Annotated in this window: 12 protein-coding genes and 1 riboswitch; of the genes, 10 read left to right on the top strand and 2 right to left on the bottom strand. The window is 73.2% G+C overall.

Annotation, left to right across the window (positions count from 1 at the left end):
* Positions 1-18: 18 nt before the first annotated feature.
* Positions 19-585 (bottom strand): copper chaperone PCu(A)C, encoded by a 567-nt coding sequence (locus tag ACIBZJ_RS04565; RefSeq protein ID WP_395925416.1) that lies wholly within the window; start codon positions 583-585, stop codon positions 19-21.
* Between the two features lie 350 nt (positions 586-935).
* Entirely contained in the window at positions 936-1,499 is a 564-nt protein-coding gene (locus ACIBZJ_RS04560; protein ID WP_395925414.1) for a hypothetical protein, read from the bottom strand.
* An 87-nt stretch (positions 1,500-1,586) separates the two neighbouring features.
* Between ACIBZJ_RS04560 and ACIBZJ_RS04555 the strand changes: the two genes are divergently transcribed.
* The 10 genes from ACIBZJ_RS04555 to ACIBZJ_RS04510 all read left to right on the top strand — a co-directional run bounded on the left by ACIBZJ_RS04555 (position 1,587) and on the right by ACIBZJ_RS04510 (position 11,033).
* On the top strand, positions 1,587-1,898 hold the full coding sequence (locus ACIBZJ_RS04555; protein ID WP_395925412.1) for a hypothetical protein: 312 nt from the start codon (positions 1,587-1,589) through the stop codon (positions 1,896-1,898).
* The gene (locus ACIBZJ_RS04550) at positions 1,895-2,323 is read left to right on the top strand and encodes a MerR family transcriptional regulator (protein ID WP_395925410.1); all 429 of its coding nucleotides are present in this window, start codon (positions 1,895-1,897) and stop codon (positions 2,321-2,323) included. The genes ACIBZJ_RS04555 and ACIBZJ_RS04550 overlap by 4 nt, the downstream gene beginning before the upstream one ends.
* Positions 2,324-2,461: 138 nt before the next feature.
* Positions 2,462-2,553, top strand: a riboswitch (adenosylcobalamin (AdoCbl) riboswitch).
* Between the two features lie 100 nt (positions 2,554-2,653).
* Complete coding sequence (locus ACIBZJ_RS04545) at positions 2,654-2,830, top strand: CbtB-domain containing protein (protein WP_395926023.1); 177 nt, start codon at positions 2,654-2,656, stop codon at positions 2,828-2,830.
* Positions 2,830-3,693: a CbtA family protein gene (locus ACIBZJ_RS04540; protein WP_395925408.1), complete on the top strand. Its 864-nt coding sequence runs from the start codon at positions 2,830-2,832 to the stop codon at positions 3,691-3,693. The genes ACIBZJ_RS04545 and ACIBZJ_RS04540 overlap by 1 nt, the downstream gene beginning before the upstream one ends.
* Positions 3,694-3,859: 166 nt before the next feature.
* A complete protein-coding gene (locus ACIBZJ_RS04535) occupies positions 3,860-4,666 on the top strand; it encodes an SAM-dependent methyltransferase (protein ID WP_395925406.1) in 807 nt (268 codons plus the stop codon).
* A 93-nt stretch (positions 4,667-4,759) separates the two neighbouring features.
* Positions 4,760-5,263 (top strand): hypothetical protein, encoded by a 504-nt coding sequence (locus ACIBZJ_RS04530; protein ID WP_395925404.1) that lies wholly within the window; start codon positions 4,760-4,762, stop codon positions 5,261-5,263.
* Positions 5,264-5,810: 547 nt separating this feature from the next.
* Positions 5,811-7,262, top strand: coding sequence for an APC family permease (locus ACIBZJ_RS04525; RefSeq protein WP_395925402.1), 1,452 nt, complete (start codon positions 5,811-5,813; stop codon positions 7,260-7,262).
* Positions 7,259-8,650 carry a glutamine synthetase gene (locus ACIBZJ_RS04520; RefSeq protein ID WP_395925400.1) on the top strand — a complete coding sequence of 464 codons (1,392 nt, stop codon included), beginning with the start codon at positions 7,259-7,261 and terminating at the stop codon, positions 8,648-8,650. Before ACIBZJ_RS04525 ends, ACIBZJ_RS04520 begins: the two co-directional genes overlap by 4 nt.
* The gene (locus ACIBZJ_RS04515) at positions 8,638-9,780 is read left to right on the top strand and encodes an amidohydrolase family protein (RefSeq protein ID WP_395925398.1); all 1,143 of its coding nucleotides are present in this window, start codon (positions 8,638-8,640) and stop codon (positions 9,778-9,780) included. The genes ACIBZJ_RS04520 and ACIBZJ_RS04515 overlap by 13 nt, the downstream gene beginning before the upstream one ends.
* Positions 9,777-11,033 (top strand): M20 family metallopeptidase, encoded by a 1,257-nt coding sequence (locus ACIBZJ_RS04510; RefSeq protein ID WP_395925396.1) that lies wholly within the window; start codon positions 9,777-9,779, stop codon positions 11,031-11,033. The genes ACIBZJ_RS04515 and ACIBZJ_RS04510 overlap by 4 nt, the downstream gene beginning before the upstream one ends.
* The last annotated feature ends 12 nt before the right edge of the window (positions 11,034-11,045 follow it).

Raw genomic sequence — 11,045 nt, 5'->3', positions numbered from 1 at the left:
CGGTGTCCGGGCGCCGGGTCACGCGGACGGGTGGGGGCTGCTCATGTCCATGCCGGCGTCGGGGGCATAACTTTCCTCGGCGCCGGTGAACGGTTTGCCGACCGCGGTGAACCCGATCGTGGTGCCGTCGGAGAGCTTGAGCGTGATCGCGATTTCGTCGCCGGGTTTGACCGGCTTGGTGACGTCCATGAGCATCAGGTGGTCGCCGCCGGGGGAGAGCTCGTGGGCGCCCTGGGCCGGGAGTTCGAAGCCGCCCTCCTTGGGCCGCATGATCATTTTTCCGTCCTTCATGACCATCTCGTGGAGTTCCATCGCCGAGACGTCGGATGACGCGCTGACGATCGTCAGGGGCTTGTCGGTGTTGTTGACGAGCGTGCCGAAGGCCGCGGTCATGCCGGTGTCGGCGGCTTTGATCCAGGGGTCGGTGATCGAGACGGCGGTGGCCGGGGAGGTGGAGGCGGACGGGGCCTCGGACGGGGAGGGCGTGGCGGCGTCGGTACTTCCGCAACCGGTGAGGAGGGCGCCGGTGAGGGTGGCCGAGGCGAGCAGGACGAGGCCGCGGGTGCGGCGGGACAGCGGGAACATGGATCCCTTTCCAGGGGTGTGAAGCGATTGACGTGGGACTGCCGCCGGAAGCGGCGGTGAGGACCGTGACCACCACCGGACCACCCGCCCCGCGAGGCCGGTCCCGGCTGCCCGCAGAAGGCCGCCGGGCCGCGGACGGCCGCGTGGGGCTGCCCGGGGACGCGGCCGACCGGTCCAGCGGCGCGCGGCCAGCCGCGCACCGTCGACCGGCCCGCGAGGCGGTCCGGCGACGGTGGTCGTCCGACCTCACGAGCGCCGATCGATCGGCGCTACGGGTGCCGGGTCCCCGGCGGGAGTCGACGGGCGGCCGCGCTACCGGCCCGGTGCGCGCACGTCGGCGGGCGGGACGGTCAGGCGGTCACGGTGAGGGCGCTCGGAGGCCCTCGGTGACTGACGACCCGGAGCCACGATGGCTCCGGAAGCGGCGCCGCGAGCTCGACCAGCCGCGGGCGGAAGCGGCGCGGCGCGGGCACCACGGGACGCAGCCCGATCAGCGCGAACAGCCGGCCGAGCACAGGCAACCGGCCGGCGAGCCGGCGCACCAGGCGCCAGACCGCGACCTCCCCGGCATGCAGCCACAGCGCCGCCAGGCTCCCGGCCGCCACGTGGGCGGCGACCATGGTGCCGGCACCGGGCATGGCCATCATCGCGTGCATGCCGCCCGCCGGGACGAGCGTGAACAGCGCGTGCAGCCCGGCCTGCGTCACCGCGAGAGCACCCGCGATCACCGGCAACCCGCGCTGACGGCCGGTCAGCACCATCGCGACCGGCACGACGAGACCGGCACCGGCGAGAACCGCGATCACCGGCGGCACCTGCCCGTGCGCCCAGCTGTGCAACGCCACCGACAGGCTCAGACACACCAGGACGAACATCAGGGCGCGCGCCTCGCGCAGCAGTCCCTGGTTCGTCATGGCGCAGATCATGCCAGAACCCGATCCCGGGAACGCGGCGGGCAAGGACTTGCATCCGGTACCCGGGTACGGGCTTACCGTCGAGCCATGACCGATTGGATGCCTTCCGGATGCACGCTGCCCACGGCCGCGCAGCCGTTCCGGGTGGCCGAGTTCGACGATTTGTTCCGCGACGCGGTACGGCGCACCGAGCGCGTCACGCCGACGCGGGTCCGGTTGCTGCTGATCGCGTCGCACCGGGCGCGGGCGGAGGACCTGGCGGCGCGTGAGACGCAATGCTGCTCGTTCTTCCGGTTCGGGTTCGGCCCGGCCGGTCCCTCGGAGTTCTGGCTCGAGATCGAGGTGCCGCCGGCCCGGATCGCGGTGCTCGACGGCCTGCTGGAACGGGTCCCGGCGTGAGCGGCACGCTCCGCACCGGCGAGGTCGCCGCAGCGGCCGGAGTGAACACCCAGACGCTCCGGTACTACGAGCGCCGGGGACTGCTGGCCGAGCCCGCCCGGACGCCCGGTGGCCACCGCGTGTACCCGGCCGAGGCGGTGACCGTGCTGCGGGTGATCAAGGTCGCGCAGCGGTTGGGGTTCACACTTGACGAGGTCGCGGACCTGCTGGAGGTCGGGCGGCGCCGTCACCACGGGCTGCGGGCCCGGGCGCGGGAGAAGCTCGTCGAGGTGGAGGAGCGGATCCGGGACCTGCGGACGATCCGCGACACGCTGGCCGAGGCGCTGGACGCCGGGTGCGACGACCTGTCCGCGTGCGCCGCGAGCGACTGCTGCCCGCTCCCTTTCGCCGACCTGACGATCCGCGCCCTGGAGACCCCCCGATGACCGCACCGGCCCCTGGGACCGGGCCCGCGTCCGCTGCCGGTTCCGGGTACGGAGACGACTGCCCCTGCTGACCTCGCGTGCCGCCCGGCGCGCCTGCTGGTTGACCCCCGCAGCCGTCCGGCCTTATGTTCGAACCCACGTGACGGTGCGAGGAAGCTGGTGAAAACCCAGCACGGTCGCGCCACTGTGTGCCGGCTCCCGCCGGTGAGTCAGATACTGGCGCCGTCTCGAGGCCCTACATGCAAGGGGACGCACGATCCCCAGAGGAGGCTTTACGTGACAACTCCGTCCGCCGCTGTCCGGCCCACGGCCAGGCCCGCTGCCACGCCGGTGGTCATCTCCGGCTCGCGCGGTGCCGTCTACCTCGGTGCCGCCGCGTTACTGGCCCTGCTGGCCTACTACTTCGTCGGCGTCGACCAGGGTGCGGTCTCGGTCTTCGGCAACGACGTGCACATCCACGAGTTCGTGCACGACGCGCGTCACTTCATCGGTTTCCCCTGCCACTGATGGAGCTGAAACTGCTCCTGCGCGGCGCTTTGGCCGGCGGGATCGGTGGCCTGTGCGCGTTCGTCTTCGCGCGGATCTTCGCCGAACCGCAGATCCAGAAGGCCATCGACTACGAACAGGGTCGCGGCGCCGCCCAGGAGGCGCTCGACCAGGCAGCCCGCCTGCCGATCCCGGGCCCGGAGCCGGAGACGTTCACCCGGGCCGTCCAGGCCAACGTCGGGATCGGCGTCGGCATGATCGTGTTCGGTCTCGCGATGGGCCTGCTGGCCACCGTGATCTACGCGATCTGCCTCGGCCGGGTCGGGGCCGTACGGCCGCGCGTGCTGGCGATGCTGGTCGCCGGCGGTGCGTTCGTCGGGCTGTTCCTGGTGCCCTGGCTGAAGTACCCGGCCAACCCGCCCGCGGTCGGCAACGACGACACGATCGGCACCCGCGGTGGCCTGTACCTGCTGATGGTGCTCGCGTCGCTGGTGTTCCTCGGCGGTGCGGTCTGGCTCGGCCAGCGGCTCGCGCCCCGCTTCGGGAACTGGAACGCGACGCTGCTGGCCGGCGGTGCGTACGTCGTCGCCTGCGGGGTCGTGATGCTGCTGCTGCCGCCGCTCGGCCACCTCGCGGCGAACGTGGCCGCGACCGGCAGCGAACGCGCCACCGAGACGCCCCTCCCGCTGCGTGATCCGAGCGGCCGGATCGTCTACGAGGGCTTCCCGGCCGACGTGCTGGCCACGTTCCGTCTGTACTCGGTCGGGGCCCAGCTCGTCCTCTGGGGCGCGTTCGGCCTGGTCTTCGGTCCGCTCGCCGAGCGTGTGCTCGCCCCGCGGACGGCAGCCGCGCCCACCGGCGCCCCGGACGCGGTACCGGCCTGAGGCCGGATCGGGGCGGGACCACGCGTGACGGTCCCGCCCTTTTTTCTACGCCGCCCGGCGGAACACCGCCGGTAGGTTCACTGGCGACTGACCGCCGACGGATGGCGCAATCGCATCAGTACGATGAACGGCGCGAGATTCGGGGAGCAGACCGAGAGGCGCCGCCATGAGTTCGGACTCGCCCGTGTTCGCGGGCATCGACACGACGGTGCCCCACTCCGCCCGCCGGTACAACTACTGGCTCGGCGGCAAGGACAACTTCGCCGTCGACCGCGAGTCGGGCGAGCAGATGGCCCAGATCTTCCCGACCGCGCGGGTCTGGGCGGTGCAGAACCGCGCGTTCCTGCGACGGGTCGTCACGTACCTGGCCCGCGAGGCCGGGATCCGGCAGTTCCTCGACGTCGGCACCGGGCTGCCGACCGCCGACAACACGCACGAGGTCGCACAGCGCATCGCGCCCGAGTCGCGGATCGTCTACGTCGACAACGACCCGCTGGTGATGACGCACGCCCGGGCGCTGCTGACGTCGACGCGCCAGGGGGAGACCTCCTACCTCGAGGCCGACCTGCGGGACCCGGCCCGCATCCTGTCGCGCGCCGCCGAGTCGCTCGACCTGTCGCAGCCGGTGGCGCTGATGCTGATCGCGGTGCTGCACTTCGTCCCGGACTCGCAGGCGGATTCGTACGCGCTGGTCCGGACGCTCACCGACGCGTTGCCGGCCGGGAGTTTCCTGGCCATCTCGCACGGCAGCGCCGACTACCTGCCGCCGGCCACCGCCGACACGCTGGCGGCCATGACGCGGGGCGGCGGGGAGTTCCAGCTCCGCAGCGGCGCCGAGCTGGCCGGGTATTTCGACGGCATGGAGCTCGTCGAACCCGGCATCACGGTGATCTCGGAGTGGCGGCCGGGCGAGGGCGAGCGTCCGGACCCGGCCGATGTGGCCTGCCTGGGCGGAGTGGGCCGGCTTCGCTGAGCGTCGGCGGCGGCCCTGACCTGGAGACGTTTCGGCAGAGGGCGGTATCGGATAACAGGGCAGAAACGGACGTCGTGCCCCTGGGGAGGCGATGTGATCGCGTTTCTGCTCGCTGTGCTGTTAGCCGCCGGGCTGGGCGGGACGGGCCGGGCGGCCCGCCGCTCCGGCCGCCAGCTCACCTGGTCGGTCGCGGGTGTCGCCGCCGGCGTGGTGGCGGTCGGGTTGTTCATCCGGGCCGCCGACGCCGGTAGCTCGGTGATGCTGATGCTGGTGCTGGCCGTGGTGGTCGGCTACACCGCGTGGGCGGCTTCGCACTGGCTCCGCGAGCCGGCCGCGGTGCCGCACTGGACCGCGGCGATCGCCGCCGGTACCGCGCTCCTGCTCCTCGAAGGACACACGCTCGCGGTCGTCCTGGGCGGCGGCTCGGGCTGGAACCTGCAGTTCATGGCACTGATGGGCTTCGCGCTGATCGGCCCGGCCACGCTCGCGTGGACGATCGTCGGGGCGCTCTGGCTGCACCGCCGGGTGACCGTGGCGGGCCGCCACGTGGCCGGCGTCGGCCGCAAAGTGGACGTCACCACGATCATGTCGTCCTGACTACCGACCTCGGCCCGGTGCCGGGGATCGACGGCGGCACCGCGAACTCCCGCGGTGGCTCGGACCGCGGGGCGCCCCGGGAGGCCGGGGCCTACCGCCCGGAGCGGGTCCGGCCGGGTGACCGGGTCGCGGTGATCGCCACCCGCAACGCGGTGTCGCCCGACCGGCTGCGCTCGGCTGCGCTCGGCTGCGCTCGGCTGCGCTCGGCTGCGCTCGGCCGGGCTCGACGTGGGGCTCGGCCGGGCCGGGCTCGACGTGGGGCTCGGCGAGCACGTGCTGGCTCAGCCCGGTCCGTAGCCGGCACCGACGAGGAGCGCGCCGCCGACCTCACCGCGGCGCGGTGCGACCCCGGATCCGAGCGGTCTCACCTGCGCGCTCCCGGAGCCCGCGCGCTCGTGCCCGGCGCTCCCGAGGCCGGGTCGGCCGACGGCGCCCTCGTGCTCGACAAGACATCGGGGACGTTTCCACCCACCCCCTTGTCCGGCGGCACGAAGTGGTATAGACCTGCGTCGTCGCACGTGAACTACCGGTTGACGAGGAGTGACCCGTGGCTGGTGAGGGTCCGCGGCTCGGCCGCGAATTGAGCATCTGGGAGGCCGTCGGGATCTCCGTCGCCCTCATGGCGCCGTCGATGGCGGCGAACATCAATCCACAGGGCATGGTGGGCAGCGTCGGACGGGCCATCCCGCTCACTTTTGCCCTGGCCACCGCCGGAGTCCTGCTCGTCGCGTACACGTTCGTGCGCCTGACCCAGAAGTTCCACCACTCCGGATCCGTGTACGGCTTCGTCGGGGCGACACTGGGCGCCCGCCCGGGTGTCGTCGCGGGCTGGGGCCTGCTCGGCACCTACCTGTTCTACAGCGTCGTCACCGCGACGGCGTCGGCCCGCTTCCTGGTGTCGTTCCTGGACGGGACCGGTCTCTGGGACTCCCCGCCGGACTGGATCGTGCTGCCGATCGTCGGCCTGGTCCTGCTCGGGGTGCTCTGGCTGACGATCTCGCCGATCCGGCTCGGCACCCGGGTACTGCTGATCGTCGAGGCGTCGACGGTCGCGCTGATCCTGGTCGTGGCGATCATCGTGCTGGTCAAGGTCAGTGGCGACGGCAAGTTCACGACGTCTCCGTTCACGGTGTCGACGGGCACCGACACCAGCGCGCTGTTCCTCGGCGTCGTGTTCGGGTTCCTGTCGTTCGCCGGGTTCGAGGCCGCGGCGACGCTCGGCGAGGAGACCCGCCGGCCCCGGCGGGACATCCCCCGGGCGATCCTCGGCACCGCGATCTTCGGCGGCGTCTACTTCGTGTTCGTCACCTGGGTCGAGGTGATGGGCTTCGGCACCGACGCGGCCGGCCTGGAGAAGTTCGGTGCGTCGGGGTCGCTCTTCGGCGACCTGGGCACGCAGTACGTCGGGGCCTGGCTCGGCGACCTGATCAGCCTGGGCGCGGCGATCAGCGCCTTCGGCTGTGCGCTGGCCTGCGCGGTCGGTGCGTCCCGCCTGCTGTTCGCGATGGCTCGGGACGGCCTCGCGCCGGCCCCTCTGGCGAGGGTTTCCCCGACCCGGCGGACGCCGGTCGGCGCGGCGGCCGGGGTCGTCGTCGCCGCCGGGGTGATCGAGGTGGTGCTCTGGCTGGTTTACCGGAGCGGGTCCGACACGTCGCTCGCGGTCTTCGTCGCGGCGGGTGTGATCGGTACGTTGGTGCTTCTGGTGGTGTATGTCCTGGCCTCGGTGGGTGTGATCCGCTTGCTGTTCGTTTGTCGTGACGTGAGCGTCCGGATGTGGGAGGTGGTCGTGCCGCTCGCCGGGCTGGTCGTGCTGGGCTACACGCTCTACCGCAACGTGATCCCGCTGCCGGAGGGCAAGAGCCTGGTCGCGCCTCTGGTCGCGGCCGTCTGGCTGCTGGTCGGGCTGGTGGCGGTGCTGGCCGCGCCGCGGCTGACCCGTCGGGCCGGAGCGGCGCTCACCGCGGACGAGGGACTGACGGCGGCAAAGGAGCACGCATGAGTTTTCCCGCTGATCCGGTGCCGGGCGGGCACGAGGGCCAGGCGGCCCGGGCGCAGCAGATCGCGCACGAGCTGCTTCCGCTCGGGGTGCACGGCGCCGCACTGACCTACGTCGACACCGCGGGCATCACCAGGGTGAAGACCGTGCCGGTCTCCGCGCTGGCCTCGGCCGTGCAGTGGGGCGTCGGGATGTCGCCGGTGTTCGACCTGTTCCTCGCCGACGACTCGATCGTCGGCAGTGACAAGCAGGGTGGCCCCGACGGTGACTTGCGGCTCTACCCGGACCTCGACCAGCTGACCGTGCTGGCCGCCCAGCCCGGCTGGGCCTGGGCGCCGGTCGACCGGCTGACCCAGGACGGTGTACCGCACGTCAACTGCTCGCGATCGCTGCTGCGCCGGGTCGTCGGGGAGGCCGCCGCGCGCGGGCTGACGTTCAAGGCCGCGGTCGAGATCGAGTTCGTGCTCGGTCGTGGGGACGCGCCGGGGCCGGCGTTCGAACCGGCCTGCACCGGCCCGGCCTACGGGATGACGCGACTGGTCGAGCAGAGCGAGTTCTGCGCCGAGGTGCTCGAGGCGATGGCCGCGCAGGACGTCGACGTCGACCAGGTCCACCCGGAGTACGCCCCGGGGCAGTTCGAGATCTCGGTCGGAGCGACCGACCCGGTGACCGCGGCCGACCGGTCCGTGCTGGTGCGCCAGACGCTCCGGGCGCTCGCGCAGAAGCACGGCCTGCGGATCTCGTTCGCACCGGCGGTCGAGGCCGGCGGGGTCGGCAACGGTGGGCACGTGCACCTCTCGGCCTGGCGCGACGGGGTGAACCTGCACGGCACCGGCTCCGGGCGGTACGGCCTGACGCCCGACGCCGAGGCGCTCGCGGCCGGGATCCTGGACGCGCTGCCGTCGCTGTCGGCCGTGAACACGCCGAGCCCGGCCAGCTTCCTGCGGCTGCAGCCGTCGCACTGGGCCGGGGTCTACGCCTGCTGGGGACACGAGACCCGGGAAGCGGCGCTGCGCGTCGTCACCGGCACGACCGGCGTGCGGGAGCGCGCGTCGAACCTCGAGGTGAAGGCCTGCGACCTGGCCGCGAACCCGTACCTGGTGTTCGCCGGGCTGCTCTCGGCCGGTCTGGACGGCGTCGATCGCGGGCTCGAGCTGCCGGAGGAGATCACCGGCGACCCGTCGCGATTCTCCGAGGCCGAACTGGCGGCGCGCGGCGTCCGGCGGCTGCCGACCACGATGGACGACGCGCTGACGGCCTTCGCCGCCGACTCCAAGCGCTGGGGCGAGCTGCTGGCGGACGCGATCGTCGCGGTGCGCCGGGGCGAGGAGGCGCGGATGGCGGGGCGTTCACCGGCGGAGGTCGCCGAGGCGTACCGGTGGGTGTATTGATCTCCGCCGGCTGGGAGCTGGTCGACCACCACTGCCACGGGGTGGTGACCGCCGCGGCCGACCGGGCCGGGGTCGAGGCGCTGATCAGCGAAGGCGGCGCGCCACCGCCGGGCGAGACGAACTTCGACACGCCGGTCGGGCTGGCGATCCGGCGGCACTGCGCGCCGCTGCTGGACCTTCCGGCCCACGCCGCTCCGGAGGAGTACCTCGCGCGGCGGTTCGAACTCGGGACGGCCGAGGTGAACCGGCGGTTCCTCGGCGCGACCGGGACGGCGCGGTATCTCGTCGACACCGGGCACAACCCGGCCGGGCTGACGACGCCGGCGCAGATGGCCGCGCTGACCGGGAACGCGGCCTCGGAGATCGTGCGGCTGGAGTCGGTGGCCGAGGAACTGGCCGCGTCCGGGGTGTCGCCGTCGGAGTTCCGGGCCCGGTACGGAGAACGGCTGGCCTCGACCGTGGCCGCGGCCGGCGCGGTCGGCGTGAAGTCCGTGGCCGCCTACCGCACCGGCTTCCGCCTCGACCCGTCTCCGCCTTCGGACTCGTCGGTGGAGGCGGCGGCCGCACGGTGGCTGCATTCCGGCGCGCCGGACGGATCCGAGGCCCCGGCCGGGACCGGGTGGCGGCTCGCGGACCCGGTGTTGCAGCGGATGACGCTGGAGGCCGCGCTCGAGCTCGGGCTCCCGATCCAGTTCCACGTCGGCTTCGGCGACAGCGACATCCGGATGACCGACGTGGACCCGACGCTCCTCACCGACTGGATCCACCGGCACTCCGTGCCGGTCATGCTGCTGCACTGCTGGCCGTGGCACCGGCAGGCGTCGTATTTGGCCTGCGTCTCTCCGAACGTCCACGTGGACGTCGGATCGGTGCTGCACTACGTCGGCCCCCGCCGCGGGATCGAGGTGCTGGCCGAGGTGGCCGAGGTGACACCGTTCACGCGGCTGTTGTACTCGTCGGACGCGTACGGGGCACCGGAGTTGTACGTGCTGGGCGCGCTGGGGTTCCGGGTGGCGATGGAGGCGTTGTTGTCCGATCGGGTGGAGAGCGGCGAGTGGGCGGCGTCCGACGCCGACCGGATCGGTCACCTGGTGTCGCACGCCAACGCCGAGCGCGTCTACCGCCTGTGAGGGAGCTCGCGCAGGCCTGGCGGTCGCTGATCGCCGCCGAGTTACCGGCCGCGATCGCGCTGCGCCACGAACTGCACGCCGCGCCGCAGGTCTCCGGCGCCGAGGAACCGACCGCACGCCGCGTGGCCGGGGCGATTCTGACCGGGCCGAGCCTGACCGGGCCGATTCTGACCGGGCCGATTCTGACCGGGCCGAGCCTGACCGGGCCGAGCCTGACCGGGCCGAGCCCGGCCGGCACCGCCGGGGCGGAGGTCGAAACCGTCGCCGGAACCGGGCGGATCGTCCGGATCGGACCGGCCGGCCCGGCGATCGGCCTCCGCGCCGAGATGGACGGGCTACCGGTGGTGGAGGCGACCGGGGCCCCGTACGCCTCGACGAACGGGGCCATGCACGCGTGCGGGCACGACGTGCACCTCGCGGCACTGGTCGCGGTGGTCCGGGCGGCCCGGCGGCTGGAGCTGCCGCTCGGCCTGGTGGCGGTGCTGCAACCCCGGGAGGAGGTCGGGCCCACCGGGGCGGCGGACGTGGTCGCGTCCGGGCGCCTGCTCGCTCACGACGTGCGGGCGCTGGTCGCGGCCCACGTGCAACCGCTGGTTCCGGCCGGGGGCGTGACCAGCGACCCCGGCCCGGTCAACGCGTCGGTGGACGAGGTCGACATCGTGATCACCGGCCAGGGCGGGCACGGCGCCTACCCGCACCTGGCCGCCGATCCGGTGCCGCCGTTGTGCCGGGTCGTGCTCGCGGTTCCGGAGGTCGCGCGGGCCGCGGTCGACCCGCTGCACCCGGTCGTCGTGACGCTGCCGCAGCTCGCGGGGTCGGGTGCCCCGAACGTGCTGCCCGGCGTCGCGACCGCGTCGGGCACGGTCCGGGCGATGCGCGAGCAGGACCGGGCGCTGGTGCACGACCGGATCCGCCGCGCGGTCGAGGGAATCGCCGCCGCGCACGGGTGCACCGGCGAGTACCGCGTCCGGCGGGGTGAGCCCGCGCTGGTCAACGATTCGGCGCTGGCGCAGGCGTCCGCCCGGTGGTTGAGGACGTTCGGAGTGCCGGAGGCGAGCTTCGCGTCCTGCGGATCCGACGACTTCGCCACCTACGGTCCGCAGGTGCCGATCCTGATGCACTTCGTCGGTACCGGCGAAGGCCCGGACGGGCCGATGCTGCACGACGCGCGCTACCTGCCCGGCGACGAGACGGTCGGGCAGGTAGCGGCGGCGCTGCTGGCCGGCTGGCTGGCCGGCGCGGAGGGCGCTTAGCCGGCAGCCCGG

It is taken from the genome of Cryptosporangium sp. NPDC051539 (assembly GCF_044454545.1).
GTDB lineage: Bacteria > Actinomycetota > Actinomycetes > Mycobacteriales > Cryptosporangiaceae > Cryptosporangium.
This window is presented reverse-complemented; position numbering and strand designations above follow the sequence as displayed.

What these genes read in the sequence shown, in the direction of transcription:
- ACIBZJ_RS04535 (WP_395925406.1), top strand. Translation starts at nt 3,860, where the DNA reads ATGAGTTCGGACTCGCCCGTGTTCGCGGGCATCGACACGACGGTGCCC.
- ACIBZJ_RS04555 (WP_395925412.1), top strand. Translation starts at nt 1,587, where the DNA reads ATGACCGATTGGATGCCTTCCGGATGCACGCTGCCCACGGCCGCGCAG.
- ACIBZJ_RS04560 (WP_395925414.1), bottom strand. Translation starts at nt 1,499, where the DNA reads ATGACGAACCAGGGACTGCTGCGCGAGGCGCGCGCCCTGATGTTCGTC.
- ACIBZJ_RS04565 (WP_395925416.1), bottom strand. Translation starts at nt 585, where the DNA reads ATGTTCCCGCTGTCCCGCCGCACCCGCGGCCTCGTCCTGCTCGCCTCG.
- ACIBZJ_RS04540 (WP_395925408.1), top strand. Translation starts at nt 2,830, where the DNA reads ATGGAGCTGAAACTGCTCCTGCGCGGCGCTTTGGCCGGCGGGATCGGT.
- ACIBZJ_RS04520 (WP_395925400.1), top strand. Translation starts at nt 7,259, where the DNA reads ATGAGTTTTCCCGCTGATCCGGTGCCGGGCGGGCACGAGGGCCAGGCG.